At 70.8% G+C, this 15,164-nt stretch carries 13 protein-coding genes; 10 read left to right on the top strand and 3 right to left on the bottom strand.

Features of this window, described 5'->3' with window-relative positions:
• The first annotated feature begins 67 nt into the window (after positions 1–67).
• The 3 genes from ACWGJ2_RS07270 to ACWGJ2_RS07280 all read left to right on the top strand — a co-directional run bounded on the left by ACWGJ2_RS07270 (position 68) and on the right by ACWGJ2_RS07280 (position 3,456).
• Entirely contained in the window at positions 68–1,675 is a 1,608-nt protein-coding gene (locus ACWGJ2_RS07270) for a site-2 protease family protein (RefSeq protein ID WP_453344996.1), read from the top strand.
• A 31-nt stretch (positions 1,676–1,706) separates the two neighbouring features.
• On the top strand, positions 1,707–2,609 hold the full coding sequence (locus tag ACWGJ2_RS07275; protein ID WP_453344997.1) for a tRNA (adenine-N1)-methyltransferase: 903 nt from the start codon (positions 1,707–1,709) through the stop codon (positions 2,607–2,609).
• Positions 2,610–2,862: 253 nt separating this feature from the next.
• Positions 2,863–3,456 carry a hypothetical protein gene (locus ACWGJ2_RS07280; RefSeq protein ID WP_453344998.1) on the top strand — a complete coding sequence of 198 codons (594 nt, stop codon included), beginning with the start codon at positions 2,863–2,865 and terminating at the stop codon, positions 3,454–3,456.
• Between the two features lie 102 nt (positions 3,457–3,558).
• Here the strand turns inward: ACWGJ2_RS07280 and ACWGJ2_RS07285 are convergent, their stop codons facing one another.
• Entirely contained in the window at positions 3,559–3,846 is a 288-nt protein-coding gene (locus tag ACWGJ2_RS07285; RefSeq protein WP_453344999.1) for a ferredoxin, read from the bottom strand.
• 243 nt (positions 3,847–4,089) lie between these two features.
• On the opposite strand from ACWGJ2_RS07285, the gene arc reads away from it, so the two are divergent.
• The 6 genes from arc to uppS all read left to right on the top strand — a co-directional run bounded on the left by arc (position 4,090) and on the right by uppS (position 11,759).
• Positions 4,090–5,856 carry a proteasome ATPase gene (gene arc, locus ACWGJ2_RS07290; protein WP_453345000.1) on the top strand — a complete coding sequence of 589 codons (1,767 nt, stop codon included), beginning with the start codon at positions 4,090–4,092 and terminating at the stop codon, positions 5,854–5,856.
• A gap of 231 nt (positions 5,857–6,087) precedes the next feature.
• Complete coding sequence (dop, locus tag ACWGJ2_RS07295) at positions 6,088–7,599, top strand: depupylase/deamidase Dop (RefSeq protein ID WP_453345001.1); 1,512 nt, start codon at positions 6,088–6,090, stop codon at positions 7,597–7,599.
• A 143-nt stretch (positions 7,600–7,742) separates the two neighbouring features.
• On the top strand, positions 7,743–7,958 hold the full coding sequence (locus tag ACWGJ2_RS07300; protein WP_453345002.1) for a ubiquitin-like protein Pup: 216 nt from the start codon (positions 7,743–7,745) through the stop codon (positions 7,956–7,958).
• A 124-nt stretch (positions 7,959–8,082) separates the two neighbouring features.
• Positions 8,083–8,928 (top strand): proteasome subunit beta, encoded by an 846-nt coding sequence (gene prcB / locus ACWGJ2_RS07305; protein ID WP_453345003.1) that lies wholly within the window; start codon positions 8,083–8,085, stop codon positions 8,926–8,928.
• Between the two features lie 67 nt (positions 8,929–8,995).
• Complete coding sequence (gene prcA, locus ACWGJ2_RS07310) at positions 8,996–9,823, top strand: proteasome subunit alpha (RefSeq protein WP_453345004.1); 828 nt, start codon at positions 8,996–8,998, stop codon at positions 9,821–9,823.
• 316 nt (positions 9,824–10,139) lie between these two features.
• Positions 10,140–11,759: a polyprenyl diphosphate synthase gene (gene uppS / locus ACWGJ2_RS07315; protein WP_453345005.1), complete on the top strand. Its 1,620-nt coding sequence runs from the start codon at positions 10,140–10,142 to the stop codon at positions 11,757–11,759.
• Between the two features lie 20 nt (positions 11,760–11,779).
• Here the strand turns inward: uppS and ACWGJ2_RS07320 are convergent, their stop codons facing one another.
• Together ACWGJ2_RS07320 and ACWGJ2_RS07325 are read right to left on the bottom strand one after the other, a co-directional pair.
• Positions 11,780–12,427, bottom strand: a complete 648-nt coding sequence (locus ACWGJ2_RS07320; RefSeq protein ID WP_453345006.1) for a hypothetical protein — start codon at positions 12,425–12,427, stop codon at positions 11,780–11,782.
• 205 nt (positions 12,428–12,632) lie between these two features.
• Positions 12,633–13,742, bottom strand: a complete 1,110-nt coding sequence (locus ACWGJ2_RS07325) for a LacI family DNA-binding transcriptional regulator (protein WP_453345007.1) — start codon at positions 13,740–13,742, stop codon at positions 12,633–12,635.
• Between the two features lie 148 nt (positions 13,743–13,890).
• Here ACWGJ2_RS07325 and ACWGJ2_RS07330 point away from each other — a divergent pair, with 148 nt between their 5' ends.
• Positions 13,891–15,162 (top strand): MFS transporter, encoded by a 1,272-nt coding sequence (locus ACWGJ2_RS07330; protein ID WP_453345008.1) that lies wholly within the window; start codon positions 13,891–13,893, stop codon positions 15,160–15,162.
• Positions 15,163–15,164 lie beyond the last annotated feature (2 nt).

Raw genomic sequence — 15,164 nt, forward strand, 5'->3', positions numbered from 1 at the left:
TCCTCGCACTGCATGATCATGGGAATCGCGCAGGGCGGTGTGCGGGGGCAGCGGCAGAGGGGAACCCGTGGCGGACACGGACAACGGCGGCAAGCCGCGCACCAGCGGCCCCGGCAGCACGAGTGACGAGGGCGACGGCCGCGACCGCGCCCCCGGCGGGCCGGACGTCTCCGAGGCTCCGGCGCGCACCGGAACCGGCGGGCCGGACGGCTCCGCTGAGGCGCCGCGCGTCGCGGTACGGGCCGAGGCCCCCGAGGACGCGCCCGCGCGCGTGCCCGCCGACGGCCCTGAAGCGGAACCCGAACCGGACCACGCGCCCTCCCACGAGACACCCCGGGAGGCACCCTCCGAGGACCGGCCGACGTCCCAGGAACGGCCCGCCCCGGACCCGGAGGAGACGGCCCCCGAGCCCTTCGCGGCCCGCGAGGAGAAACCCGCGCCCGCCGACCCGGGCGGGCGGGGCCTCTCGAAGCAGACTTCCGAAAAGGCGCGGACCCCCGATAAGCAGGAGAAGGGCGAGCGTTCCCGTACGGGCGGCGGCATCCTCATGGGCCGCCCCTTCGGCGTGCCCGTCTACGTCGCACCGAGCTGGTTCCTCGTCGCCGCGCTCATCACCTGGGTGTTCGGCGGCCAGCTCGACCGCGTACTGCCCCACCTCGGCGCCCTGCGCTACCTCATCGCGCTCTTCTTCGCCGTGGCCTTCTACGCCTCCGTCCTGGTGCACGAGCTGGCCCACACCGTCGCCGCGCTGCGCTTCAAGCTGCCGGTGCGCCGCATCCAGCTCCAGTTCTTCGGGGGCGTCTCGGAGATCGAGAAGGAGTCCGAGACGCCGGGCCGCGAGTTCGTCCTCGCCTTCGTGGGACCGCTGCTCTCGCTCGTCCTCGCGGGAGTCTTCTACGTCGGCATGAAGGTCGTCGAGCCCGGCACCGTGCCCGGGGTGCTGCTCGCCGGGCTCATGGTCTCCAACCTCATCGTCGCGGCCTTCAACCTCCTCCCGGGGCTTCCCCTGGACGGCGGCCGGATGCTGCGTGCCCTGGTCTGGAAGCTCAGCGGCAGGGCCATGACAGGCACCGTCTTCGCCGCCTGGACGGGCCGCGCCCTGGCCATCGCCGTGCTGATCGGGCTGCCCCTGGCCACCCACGCGGGCGGCTTCACCGAGGACGGGCTGAGCGGGGTCGACTCCCTCACGGACGCGCTGCTCGCCGCCATCCTCGCCGCGATCATCTGGACCGGCGCCGGCAACAGCCTCCGCATGGCCAGGCTGCGCGAACACCTCCCCGAGCTGCGCGCCCGCGCGCTCACCCGCCGCGCCGTCCCCGTACACGCAGACACCCCACTCTCCGAGGCCCTGCGCCGCGCCAACGAGGCGGGCGCACGCGCGCTCGTCGTCGTGGACGGCAGGGGCGGCCCCATCTCGCTGGTGCGCGAGGCGGCGATCGTCGGGGTGCCCGAGCACCGTCGTCCCTGGGTCGCCGTCTCCACGCTCGCGCAGGACCTCAAGGAGGGCATGCGGGTCCGCGCCGAGCTGGCGGGCGAGGAACTGCTCGACCACCTGCGTGCCACCCCGGCCACGGAGTACCTGGTGGTCGAGGACACCGGCGAGATCTACGGCGTGCTGTCCACCGGGGACGTCGAGAAGGCGTTCGTCGCGGCCATGGCCAAGCCCTCCGCGTAGCCGGCCTCCGGAAACCCGTTAGTCTGTCCGTATGTCCGAACCGACCGGTGCCGCCCGCCGTCGCGGGCCCTTCAAGGTCGGGGACCAGGTCCAGCTCACCGACCCCAAGGGACGCCACTACACGATCACCCTCGAAGAGGGGAAGAGCTTCCACACCCACAAGGGAGCTTTCCCCCACGACGAGCTGATCGGCGCTCCCGAGGGCAGTGTCGTCCGTACCACGGGAAACGTCGCCTACCTGGCGCTGCGCCCCCTGCTCCCCGACTATGTCCTGTCCATGCCCCGCGGAGCCGCGGTGGTCTACCCCAAGGACGCGGGGCAGGTGCTGGCGATGGCCGACATCTTCCCCGGCGCGCGCGTCGTGGAGGCAGGTGTCGGTTCCGGTTCGCTCAGCACCTTCCTGCTGCGCGCCATCGGCGACCAGGGCATGCTGCACTCCTACGAGCGCCGAGCCGACTTCGCGGAGATCGCCCAGCAGAACGTGGAGCGCTATTTCGGCGAGCCCCACCCCGCCTGGACGCTCACCGTGGGCGATCTCCAGGACAACCTGTCCGACACCGAGGTCGACCGCGTCATCCTCGACATGCTGGCCCCCTGGGAGTGCCTGGACGCCGTCTCCAAGGCGCTGGTGCCCGGCGGCATCGTGTGCTGCTACGTCGCCACCACGACGCAGATGGCCCGCGTCGTCGAGTCCATCCGCGAGCACGGCACCTTCAACGAGCCGCAGGCGTGGGAGACCATGGTCCGCAACTGGCACGTCGAGGGCCTCGCCGTGCGCCCCGACCACCGCATGATCGGGCACACCGGCTTCCTGCTGACAGCGCGCCGCCTCGCCGACGGGGTGGAGCCCCCGCTGCGCCGCCGCCGTCCCGCCAAGGGCGCGTACGGGGAGGACTACACGGGCCCTGGCAGCCAGTCGGGCGCCAAGAGCTGACACCCCCGGCCGGGCTCCGGCCGGGGCCCGCTCCGCCGCCCCTCCGGGGCGGTCAGCGGCGCTCTCCGGGCCCGGAGGGAAGCCGTTCAACTCGACTCAGCCGCCGCCGAGTTCCGCACCAGCGGAGCCCGGCGGCGGTTTCTTTACGCGGACTTGGTCCGGCTCGGCGGACCCGGTTGTTCCGGCCCTGTGTGACGTATGGCACGATGCGGAGCACTCCCCCTCACCACACTTTCCACTGGAGTCATCCAGCGTGACGGAACTGCCGCACACCCGTACCCGCACGGTGCACTGGATCGCCACGGCCGCCGCTCTCGCCGCAGTCGTCGGGGTCTCGGCCATGGTCCAGCCTCCCGACGCCACGGCGGGCCCCGCGGCCTCCGGCCCGTCCGCCGCCACGGCGCGGGGCGGCACGGCGGCGGCGCCCGCGCCCGACCCCGGCAAGGCGCGGTTCCCCGTGGACTGCGGCGCGGGGACGGGGGCCAAGGTGGACGTGGTGGACCAGGGTTCGGCGGACTTCGACGGGGACGGCCAGCGCGAGACGGTCGCCGTCGTGCGCTGCGAGTCGGGCACGGGCACACCGCCCAGCGGCGTCTTCGTGCTGGCCCCGGCGAAGGAGCCGGGGGAGCGCCCGCAGGTCGTGGCGACCCTCGTGCGGACCGAGGAGAAGATGAACGTCACGGACTTCACCGTCCGCGGAGGCACCGTCTCCGCCACGCTCCTCGGCTACTCCTCGGCCGACGTGCCGCGCTGCTGCCCCGACCGGCAGCGCAAGGTGAAATGGGAGTGGAAGGCAGGGAAGTTCGTCCTCGTCCCGGCCCCGGTCGCGGGGAGCGCCGGTGTCTGACCGCTCTCCGGATCCCCGGGCATCAGCGCCGGGTGCGACCGCCATGACCGGTGTGACCGGGCCGTGCTTCGGGCGCGCACCGTTGCGCTCCGTGTGCTTCGGTCACTCCGCGTCGGGACCGTAGACCTCGACCCTGTCTGAAATGCGTCGTACATGGATGCAGTCGCCCGGACACTCCTTGGCCGAGTCCACGACGTCCGTGAGGAGCGGCAGCGGGACAGGAGTGGTCGCGCCCTCGGTCTGGAGCAGCTCGTCGTCCCCGCTCTTCACATAGGCCAGGCCGTCGATGTCCAGCTCGAAGACCTCGGGGGCGTACTGCGCGCAGATACCGTCCCCGGTGCACAGGTCCTGGTCGATCCAGACCTCCAGAGCTTCGTTCCCGGTGCTCATCTTGCTGCCTGCCGTTCCTGCGGTCGTGACGAAATAGTGCTACCCCTGACGGGTGTTGACCGTGTCGAGGTTACAGCCGGTCGCTTTCCGATGTTGATGGGTGGGTATTCCCCAGGCGTGAGGGAGTGCGCAAGGGTGAAGATCAGACACACCCCTACCGTCTTTGTGATCTAGGGGTTTCAACCTGCACCGGCCCAGGTAGGGTCTGGAAGCGTCCAGCTCCCCTTGGAGGAGGTGAGGACCGTGGCAGCCCACGACGACGACACTAACCGCGGCATCCGGCCCGGTCGGGGTTCCGACGACCCGTCCGGCCAGGTCGCCTATCTTGAGCAGGAAATCGCCGTCCTGCGCCGCAAGCTCGCCGACTCTCCGCGGCATACTCGGATTCTCGAGGAGCGGATCGTCGAGCTTCAGACCAACCTGGCCGGCGTGTCCGCGCAGAACGAGCGGCTCTCCAACACGCTCCGTGAGGCACGCGACCAGATCGTGGCCCTCAAGGAGGAGGTCGACCGGCTGGCGCAGCCGCCGGCGGGCTTCGGAGCGTTCTTGCAGGCCAATGAGGACGGCACGGCCGACATCTTCACCGGTGGCCGCAAGCTCCGGGTGAACGTCAGCCCCAGCGTGGACCTCGAAGAGCTACGGCGTGGCCAGGAGGTCATGCTCAACGAGGCGCTCAATGTGGTCGAGGCCATGGAGTTCGAGCGCGCGGGAGACATCGTCACCCTCAAGGAAGTGCTTGAGGACGGCGAGCGTGCCCTGGTGGTCGGGCACACCGACGAGGAGCGTGTGGTGCGGCTCGCCGAGCCGCTGCTGAACGCCACGCTCCGGGCCGGCGACGCCCTGCTGCTGGAATCGCGCTCCGGGTACGTCTACGAGGTCGTGCCCAAGAGCGAGGTCGAGGAGCTTGTCCTCGAAGAGGTCCCGGACATCGACTACAACAAGATCGGTGGCCTCCGCGGACAGATCGAGATGATCCGCGACGCGGTGGAGCTCCCGTATCTGTACCCGGACCTCTTCAAGGAGCACGAACTCCGTCCGCCCAAGGGCGTGCTGCTGTACGGCCCGCCCGGCTGCGGCAAGACCCTGATCGCGAAGGCGGTCGCCAACTCGCTGGCCAAGAAGGTCGCCGAGGTGACGGGCAAGCCCCAGGGGAAGAGCTACTTCCTCAACATCAAGGGCCCCGAGCTGCTCAACAAGTACGTCGGCGAGACGGAGCGGCACATCCGGCTGGTCTTCCAGCGCGCGCGGGAGAAGGCGAGCGAGGGCACACCCGTCATCGTCTTCTTCGACGAGATGGACTCCCTGTTCCGCACCCGTGGATCCGGTGTCAGCTCGGACGTGGAGAACACCATCGTCCCGCAGCTCCTCTCCGAGATCGACGGTGTGGAGGGCCTGGAGAACGTCATCGTCATCGGCGCCTCCAACCGTGAGGACATGATCGACCCGGCGATCCTCCGCCCGGGACGGCTCGACGTGAAGATCAAGATCGAGCGCCCGGACGCCGAGGCGGCCAAGGACATCTTCTCGAAGTACCTCACGAAGAACCTGCCGCTGCACGCGGACGACGTCGCTGAGCACGGCGGGAACGTCGCCGCCGCTGTCGACGCGATGATCCAGTCCGTCGTGGAGCAGATGTACGCGGAATCCGAGGAGAACCGCTTCCTGGAGGTCACCTACGCCAACGGTGACAAGGAAGTCCTGTACTTCAAGGACTTCAACTCCGGCGCCATGATCGAGAACATCGTGGGCCGGGCCAAGAAGATGGCGATCAAGGCGTTCCTCGACCAGAACCAGAAGGGCCTGCGCGTCGCCCACCTGCTCGCCGCCTGCGTGGACGAGTTCAAGGAGAACGAGGACCTTCCCAACACCACCAACCCCGACGACTGGGCCCGTATCTCCGGCAAGAAGGGCGAGCGGATCGTCTACATCCGCACCCTCGTCACCGGAAAGCAGGGCGCGGACACGGGCCGCTCCATCGACACGGTGGCCAACACCGGTCAGTACCTGTAGAGAAGACACCGTCCGGCTGCGGGTGCCCAGCACGGGCACTCGCAGCCGGATTGTTTCCAGCAGTCCTGAGGAAGTCCGCTAGGTGATCTCCCCACTTCAGCCCACGCGTTCTAGGCTCTTCCCTACCGCCGCCTCGCGCAGTGCGGAAGAGGGGATCGCACACGGGCCGGATGCGCAGCGGGACTTGAGTGGTGGCCCGATGGCGGGCCGCCGCCGGGCAAGGAGGGCCGCATGACCGTACGGCGAGTAATGGGTATCGAGACCGAGTACGGAATCTCCGTGCCCGGTCACCCCAACGCCAATGCCATGCTCACCTCGTCCCAGGTCGTCAATGCCTACGCGGCGGCGATGCACCGGGCGCGCCGCGCCCGCTGGGACTTCGAGGAGGAGAACCCGCTGCGGGACGCCCGCGGCTTCGACCTGGCGCGTGAGGCAGCCGACGCCAGCCAGCTCACGGACGAGGACATCGGCCTCGCCAATGTGATCCTCACCAACGGCGCACGGCTCTACGTGGACCACGCACACCCCGAGTACAGCTCCCCCGAGGTCACCAACCCCTGGGACGCGGTGCTGTGGGACAAGGCGGGCGAGCGCATCATGGCCGAGGCCGCGGTGCGGGCCGCCGAGGTGCCGGGCACCCAGCCCATCCACCTTTACAAGAACAACACCGACAACAAGGGCGCCTCCTACGGGACGCACGAGAACTACCTGATGAAGCGGGAGACCCCCTTCTCCGACATCGTGCGCCACCTGACGCCGTTCTTCGTCTCCCGGCAGGTCGTGTGCGGCGCCGGGCGCGTGGGCCTGGGCCAGGACGGCAGCGAACACGGCTTCCAGCTCAGCCAGCGTGCCGACTATTTCGAGGTCGAGGTCGGCCTGGAGACCACGCTGAAGCGGCCCATCATCAACACCCGCGACGAGCCGCACGCGGACGCGGAGAAGTACCGCAGGCTGCACGTGATCATCGGGGACGCCAACCTCTCCGAGGTCTCCACGTACCTCAAACTGGGCACCACATCGCTGGTCCTCTCCATGATCGAGGACGGGTTCATCGCCGTCGACCTCGCCGTCGACCAGCCCGTCAGGACCCTCCACCAGGTCTCCCACGACCCCACGCTCGGCAGGCTGATCACGCTGCGCAGCGGGCGCACGCTCACCGGCGTGCAGCTCCAGATGGAGTACTGCGAGCTGGCCCGCAAGTACGTGGAGGAGCGCTGGGGCGCGGACGTGGACGATCAGACCAAGGACGTCCTCACCCGATGGGAGGACGTGCTGAACCGACTGGAACACGATCCGATGAGCCTCAGCGGGGAGCTGGACTGGGTCGCCAAGCGGGAGCTGATGGAGGGCTACCGCCGCCGTGACCAGGTCGAATGGGATGCCCCCCGGCTCCACCTCGTCGATCTCCAGTACGCGGACGTACGCCCCGACAAGGGCCTCTACAACCGTCTCGCGGCCCGCGGCAAGATGCAGCGCCTGCTGGACGAGCAGGACGTCGAGCGGGCCGCGTCCAAGCCGCCGGAGGACACCCGCGCCTACTTCCGCGGACGCTGCCTGGAGCAGTACGCGGACGACGTGGCCGCCGCCTCCTGGGACTCGGTCATCTTCGACCTGCCGGGCCGTGACTCCCTGCAACGGGTCCCCACCCTGGAGCCGCTGCGCGGCACCCGCAACCACGTCAAGGAACTCCTGGACCGTTGCCGCACGGCTGAGGACCTGGTGAAGGTCCTGTCCGGGGGCTGAGAAACGGTAGATGTTGGCCGATCCGGGAATCATCGAGGTGGCTTCCGGGCGTTATGGCAAGTGAAGGGCCGATGTCAGTCCCTGCTTGTAGGGTCTGATCTTGTACGTCTCGCGTACACACCGAACCGAGCGGGGTGAGGGAAATGGCGACCAAGGACACCGGCGGACAGCAGAAGGCGACGCGCCAGACCGAGGAGACCGAGGAGGAAGCGCAGGACGCGCAGGTCTCCGAGGACCTCAAGGAGCGCCAGGAGGCGCTCTCGGACGACGTGGACTCCGTGCTCGACGAGATCGATGACGTCCTGGAGGAGAACGCCGAGGACTTCGTGCGGTCGTTCGTCCAGAAGGGCGGAGAGTAAGGCGAGTGACCCCCGTCCTGCGTCCCCGTGAACGGGGGCGCAGGACGGATGACATTCGCGGTCCCGGGTAAGGTCCGGGCAGTATTCCAAGATCTCTTCTTCACGAACTCGTGGAAGGAAACGCGTGGAAGCCAACACACGTGACACAGGGCGTCTGCCGGCAGCCTTCCTGACGCCGGGCTCGTCGTCTTTCATGGACTTCCTGTCCTCGCACGCGCCGGACCAGCTGCCGCACAACCGGCCGCTGCCCCGCGTGGAGGGGGCTGTGCAGGCACCGCACGGCACCACGATCGTCGCGGCGACCTTCTCCGGCGGCGTGGTGCTCGCGGGTGACCGCAGGGCCACGATGGGCAACGTCATCGCGCAGCGCGACATCGAGAAGGTCTTCCCCGCGGACGAGCACTCCGCGGTGGGCATCGCCGGCACGGCCGGGCTCGCGGTGGAGATGGTCAAGCTCTTCCAGCTGGAACTGGAGCACTTCGAGAAGGTGGAGGGCTCCCAGCTCTCCCTGGAGGGCAAGGCCAACCGGCTCTCCACGATGATCCGCGGCAACCTGGGCATGGCGCTCCAGGGCCTCGCCGTGGTCCCGCTCTTCGCGGGCTATGACGTGGACAGGCAGAAGGGCCGCATCTTCTCCTACGACGTGACGGGCGGGCGCTCCGAGGAGACGGGCTTCACGGCCGTCGGCTCCGGGTCCGTCTTCGCGCGCGGCTCGCTGAAGAAGCTGCACCGCGAGGACCTTACGGAGCAGCAGGTCGCCACCGTCGTGCTCCAGGCGCTCTATGACGCGGCGGACGACGATTCGGCGACGGGCGGCCCGGACCTCACCCGGCGGATCTATCCCATCGTCTCGGTCATCACCGAGGACGGCTATCGCAGGCTGGCCGAGGAGGAGATCTCCGAGCTGGCCCTGGCCGTGCACGAGGGCAGGCTCCAGTCGCCCAACGGGCCGCAGGCCCCGCTCTCCTAGGTTCCAGGCTCACCCACTGGGCCGTGGGCCCTTACGCACGCACAGGACAGGAAGGGACGGATAGCCGGTGTCGACGCCGTTCTATGTCTCACCCCAGCAGGCCATGGCCGACCGCGCGGAGTACGCCCGCAAGGGCATCGCGCGCGGTCGCAGCGTGGTCGTGTTGCAGTACGCCGACGGCATCGTGTTCGTTGCCGAGAACCCCTCGCGCGCGCTGCACAAGGTCAGCGAGATCTATGACCGCATCGCCTTCGCCGCCGTCGGCAAATACAACGAGTTCGAGAATCTGCGCATCGGCGGCGTCCGGTACGCGGATCTGCGGGGCTACACCTATGACCGCGACGATGTCACGGCCCGTGGTCTCGCCAACGTCTACGCACAGACGCTGGGCACCATCTTCTCCAGCAACGCGGAGAAGCCCTATGAGGTCGAGCTGATCGTGGCCGAGGTCGGCCCGTCGCCCGAGGACGACCAGATCTATCGCCTGCCGCACGACGGCTCGATCGTGGACGAGCACGGCTCGGTCGCGGTCGGCGGCAATTCCGAGACGATCGGCAACCACCTCAACGAGCGCCACCGCGACGACATGTCGCTGAGCGAGGCGCTGAAGCTCGCGGTCGAGGCCCTGGCCCGCGACAACAACGGCGGGGAACGGGACCTGACGGCCGAGCAGCTGGAGGTCGCGGTGCTGGACCGCAGCCGCCCGCAGCAGCGCAAGTTCAAGCGCGTCCTGGGCAGCCGCCTCTCGCAGCTCCTGGAGGAGAACGGCTCCGGCGCCACCGATTCGGGCGACGGAGACGGCGACGCCGAGTCCGGCTCGGACTCCGGTTCGTCCTCGGACTCCGACTCCGGCCCGCACAAGCCGAAGGGCAAGCCGTCGGCCGACGAGAAGTAGGCCCCACGGCCACCCCGCACCACCCCTGACAACGGTCCCCGCCAGGCAACGGCCCCGGCGGGGACCGGGTCGTTACCGGGGGAGTGGAAGGGAGAGCGGGAGCAGGGCCTGTGCGCTCCGCTGTACCGGGTCCGGGGCCCGTCGGGGCACCGGGTGTGTTCCGGGCCCGCCTGGCCCGTCTCGTGGCGCTTCACGGCCCCGCCGTGGCGTCCCGTACTCCTCTACGGCGCCCGGTACGCCACTGATGGGCCGGTGGATCGTTGGTGCTGGGGACAACGGTGGTGACGGTGGCGATGGGGAAGCGGTGGTCCGGGGAATGGCGGAGAGAGCCGGGGGTTTCGGTGAGTCGCCGGAACTGCGTGCGGCGTACGGGGCGTGCGAGGACGAGGTGCGGCAGTTCTACGCCGCGATGTGGGCGGCGATCGCCGTGCTGCCGACCGAGGTCCGGCCCGCCTTCTACGCGATTCACGGGTGGGCGGTGCGGACGGACCAGACCGCCGACGAAGGCGCACCCGAGGAGCGTGCGGCCCGGTTCGTCCGCTGGCGGTCCGACACCCTGGCCGAGCTGCGGTCCGGGCACAGCGCACACCCCGTACGCCGTGCGCTGGTGGACACGGTGCACAGGTGGGATCTCGACGCGGCGCTGCTCGTGGAGCATCTCGACACGGTGTGGGCCGACTGCACGGCGGCCCCGGAATTCGAGACGTTCGCGGACCAGCGGCGCTATATGAGGGGCAGCACGGGCGCTCTGGCGGAGCTGTGGACGGCCCTGCTGGAGCCGTGCGGTCCTGAGGTCTTCCGGCTGGCATCGGTACTGGCCGAGGCGTGCCAGATGAGCGACTTGTTCGAGGACCTGCCGGACGATCTCGCGGCGGGCCGGTGCTATCTGCCGAGAGAAGACCTGCGACGGTTCGGGCTGGAGGCCGATGACCTGCGGCGCGGGGAGCCGCGGGAGGCGCTGGACGCGCTGGTGGAGATCCAGCTCTCCCACTGGCGCGAGCTTCTGGACGAGGCCGTCCCGGTCGCCGCGATGGTGGGTGCGGAGTACCAGCCGTTCCTGCACACCCTGCTGCTGGGCGCGCAGATGCACTACGACGAGGTGACCCTGCTGCGGTCCCGGGTGCTGACGGAGGGAGTGGAGCCGCTGAGCGTGGACGGCGGTGCGCGCCGCCGTCCGGCCCGGCCCGTTCCGGGGCCGGTCCCCGGCCACCTCGCAGTGATCATGGACGGGAACCGGCGCTGGGCCAAGGTCCGCGGCCTGCCGGCGGACCAGGGCCACCGCGCGGGTATGCGCACGGCGATGCGGCTGGTCAACGCGGCGCAGCGGCTGGGCATCCGGCACGTGAGCATCTACATGTTCTCCACGGAGAACTGGGGCCGCTCGCAGGAGGAGGTGACCGCGCTGTTCGACGCTTTCGCCGACTGGATCGCCCGTGGCGCCGAGTGGCTGCACGGGCTCGGTGTGAAGGTGCGCTGGTGCGGGCGCCGGGACCGGCTCGACGCGTCGCTCGCGTCCTCGATCGCGCTGCTGGAGAGCATGACGTCGCACAACGACGTGCTCACACTGACCATGTGCGTGGACTACGGCGGGCGGGAGGAACTGACCGCCGCTGCCCGTGGGCTGGCCGCCGAGGCGGTGGCGGGAACCCTGCGCCCCGAGGACATCGGCCCCGCCGATCTGGCCCGGCACCTGTACGTGCCGGAACTGCCCGACGCCGACCTGCTGATCCGTACCTGTGAGCAGCGGATCAGCAACTTCCTGCCCTGGCATCTCGCCTACGCGGAACTGGTGTTCGACCCCGCACTCTGGCCCGATTTCGACTTGGCCCGGCTGCGGGACGCCGTCGACGCCTACGCGGGCCGCGGGCGCCGCTTCGGCGGGAACGACAGCCTGCCCGTCCAGACCGGCTGCGCGGAGCCGGTCCGGACCGGCTGAGCGTCCGGACCGGCGGTGACTCACTTCTTCGGCGGGGTGTACACGCCCTCTCCGGCCGCGTGCGCCAGCACCGTGTCCTCAGAGAACGCGGGCGAGCCGAAAGCGAGGGTGAACTGACGCAGCAGCTCCTGCGTGGGCCGCAGCGGTACCTCCTCGATCCGGACCTTCATCGGCTGGCCCGGCGGCACGTTCTCCGTCGTCAGCCGGCCCTCGTCCAGACCGGGACGGAACACCGGGCCGTGCCCGACGTCAGCACCGTTGATCAGATACTTGCCCGTCGCCTGGCCGTCCTTGAGGACGCTCTCCAGATCGACTGCCTGGACTGTGACGCCTGGCGTGCGGAACGTGATCCCGCCGTCCAGCCTCCCGGTGCCGTGAGCCCTGCGCGGGTCCGCCAGGGAGGGGTCGCCCTCACCGGAGCGCACGGGGAACCGGATCGCCCTGCCCCTGGCGTCCTTCACCGTCCGTGCCGGGGCCACCGGCTTCACCTCCGCCTGGTAGCGGTCCAGCAGAGCCTGGGTCTGCGGGGTCCAGCGGACCTCGGCCCAGCCGTCGGAGACCGTGCCCAGCCGGGTGGACGCGGCGGCGTCGGGGGCCGCGCCGGTGAATTGGGCGAGTAGTGGCGTGGCCATGGCCGCGCTCAGAATCGAACGTCGTGTTGCGTTCATCGCACCGTCCTTTCGCGGACCGCAGGTCACGGCCCGAACGGTCAACGGCCCACTTCCGCTTCCGGCAGACCGGCACGGCGCAGAACCACTCGAAAGCAGGGCGCATCCGCACCAGCGCACGTCGGTCTTGCGCGGCGAGCCGTTCCGCGCCCCGTCCCGTCACGGGCCCGCCGTCCCGCCCTGTGCCGTACGGCGCCCGCGAGGCTCAGTTCCGTGGCGCCGGGCCCGTCGAGCCGCGGGGGATCAGTGCGACGGGGAGCACGGCCGTGTCGGCGGGGCGCCCCTCCAGCACCGCCAGCAGCGCCCGCATGCCCGCGGCGCCCATCTCCTGCGCCGGCAGCCGCACCGTCGTCAGCTCGGGCTCGACGGCCGTGGCCAGCGCGAGGTCGTCGAAGCCGGTGACCGACACGTCCTCCGGCACGCGCAGGCCCAGCCGCCGCGCTGCCTTGCAGGCGCCGGCGGCCACCAGGTCGTCGTCGCAGATCAGCGCCGTCGGGCGGGGCTCGCGCGCAAGGGCCTCCGTGGCGGCGGCGAGCCCGTCGGTGACGCTGAGCCCTGTGGGACGGGTCCGTACGAGCACGGGCGCCCCGTCCCCGTGCCCCTCACCGAGCGCCTCCGCCAGCGCCCGCGCCCGTACGCCGAAGGTCCAGGAGTCCACGGCGGCGGCCAGGTGCGCGATGCGGCGGTGGCCCAGGGCCGTCAGATGGGCGACCGTCGCGCGCATGCCGTCCGCGATGGCCAGGTTGACGGTGGCAGCGGCCCGGTCGCCCTCCGGGTCGCTGTCCAGCATGACCAGCGGCAGCCCGTCGCCCTGCAACCCGTCGCCCCGTAGCCTCCCGCCACCTGGCCCTCCGCCCCGCAGCGCGGCCAGCGCCTCCGGGGCCATGGAGGAGGCGATGACGCCGTCCAGCGCGGCCCGCGCCGAGCCGAAGGGGTCGGGTGCGGGGCCGATGCCCTCGGGCGAGGGGTAGAGCACCACCCCGAAGTCGTGCTCGGCGGCGACGGCCGCGGCCCCCGCGTGCACACGGGCGAAGAAGTCGCTGGTCAGCGCCGGGACGACGAGCAGCGCCGTGCGGGTGCCGCCGAGGCGGAGGCTGCGGGCCGCGAGGTTGGGGCGGTAGCCCAGCGTCCGGGCCGCCGCACGAACCGCCTCGGCGGTACGTGCCGAGACCCTGCCCTCCCACTTGTCGCCCAGCACGAGCGAGACCGTGGCCTGCGAGACGCCCGCGCTGCGGGCGACGTCGCGGCTGGTGGGACGGGCCTGCCTGCCGTCGCGCGGCCGCGCCGCGTCCTCGTCCCGCCGGGTGCTGGTCACGCTGGGCTCCTCTCCCCCGGGGCCCCAGGGCCTCGGGAATCCCCGGGAACGGGGTGGACCCCGGATCAGCGACATGGTACGTATGACCACGCAGGTTATACGTACAACTCATCCAACCCCCGGTCACCGGGCGGAGAGGAGCCGACCGATGGCGACGGGCTATGCCGAGCTGCTGCGGGCCAGACACGCCATGCGGCTGCTCGCGGGGACGCTCGTCGGGAGGCTGCCGAACGCGACCGGACCGCTGGCGATCGTGCTCTTCACGCGCGCGGAGGGCGGCAGTTACACCCTCGCGGGCGTCCTCTCGGCGGTCTACGGCGTCGCCACGGCCGTCGGACAGCCCCTGCTGGGGCGGTTCGTCGATCTGTACGGGCAGCCCCGGGTGATGCTCCCGGCCGCCGCGCTCTCCGCGCTCGGCATGGGCCTGTTCGCGCTCCTGGGCACCGACCCCGTCGCGCTCGCCGCCGCAGCCGTGCTCGTCGCCGGGCTGTTCACACCCCCGCTGGAGGGCGGGCTGCGCGCGCTGTGGCCGAGCGTGCTCAAGCGCGAGGACCGCGTCCACTCCGCCTACGCGCTGGACGCGGTGGCCCAGGAGGTGATGTTCGCGCTCGGGCCGCTGCTGGTGACCCTGTTGGTGGCCTTCTGGAGCGAGGCCGCGGCGCTTCTGGTCATCAACGTCCTGGGCGTGCTCGGCGCCCTCTCCGTCGTCGTCTCGCCGCCCTCGCGGGCCTGGCGTTCCGCGCCGCGCGAGGCGCACTGGCTGGGGGCGCTGCGCTCGCCCGGGCTGCTGGCGCTGCTCGGCTCGTTCTTCTTCGTCGGCGCCGCGCTCGGCTCCATCGCCGTCGCCGCCGTCAGCTACGCGGACGACCATGGTGACAGCCTCATCTCCAGCTATCTGCTGTCCGCGCTGGGCTTCGGCGCGCTGGTCGGCGGAGTGGTGTACGGGGCGCGGCAGTGGGCGGGGCAGCCCGAACGGCGGCTGCGGTGGCTCTCCCTGGCCCTCGCGCTGGGCTATCTGCCGCTCGCGCTGGTGCCGGGGGTGGCCGCGATGACACTGCTGGCGGGTGTCGCCGGTGTCTTCCTGGCGCCCGCGCTCGCCTGCGCCTTCGTGGTCGTGGACCGGCACGCCCCCTCGGGGACCGTGACGGAGGCGTTCTCCTGGCTGGTGACCACCTTCGGTGTCGGTGCCGCCGCCGGTACCGGTGTGGTGGGTCCCGTCATCGAGTGGGGAGGTGCCTCGGCGGGCTTCGGCGTCGCGGGGGCCGGAGGGATCGCGGCGCTGCTCGTGCTGCTGCTGACGCGGGGCGCGCTCGAAGCTCCCGTCGCAGGTCCTGGCGGTGCGTCAGTCCGGGTGGCCAGGTCGGAAAATGATCGGAACGGTGCCGCCGAACCCGGTTTCAGATCAGGCCATCAGGCGTAATG

Source organism: Streptomyces sp. NPDC054796, assembly GCF_053611545.1.

Excerpts from the sequence above, each read along its gene's own strand:
- ACWGJ2_RS07320 (WP_453345006.1), bottom strand. The coding sequence starts at position 12,427 with ATGAACGCAACACGACGTTCGATTCTGAGCGCGGCCATGGCCACGCCA.
- ACWGJ2_RS07275 (WP_453344997.1), top strand. The coding sequence starts at position 1,707 with ATGTCCGAACCGACCGGTGCCGCCCGCCGTCGCGGGCCCTTCAAGGTC.
- uppS (WP_453345005.1), top strand. The coding sequence starts at position 10,140 with ATGGCGGAGAGAGCCGGGGGTTTCGGTGAGTCGCCGGAACTGCGTGCG.
- ACWGJ2_RS07300 (WP_453345002.1), top strand. The coding sequence starts at position 7,743 with ATGGCGACCAAGGACACCGGCGGACAGCAGAAGGCGACGCGCCAGACC.
- dop (WP_453345001.1), top strand. The coding sequence starts at position 6,088 with ATGACCGTACGGCGAGTAATGGGTATCGAGACCGAGTACGGAATCTCC.
- ACWGJ2_RS07285 (WP_453344999.1), bottom strand. The coding sequence starts at position 3,846 with ATGAGCACCGGGAACGAAGCTCTGGAGGTCTGGATCGACCAGGACCTG.
- ACWGJ2_RS07330 (WP_453345008.1), top strand. The coding sequence starts at position 13,891 with ATGGCGACGGGCTATGCCGAGCTGCTGCGGGCCAGACACGCCATGCGG.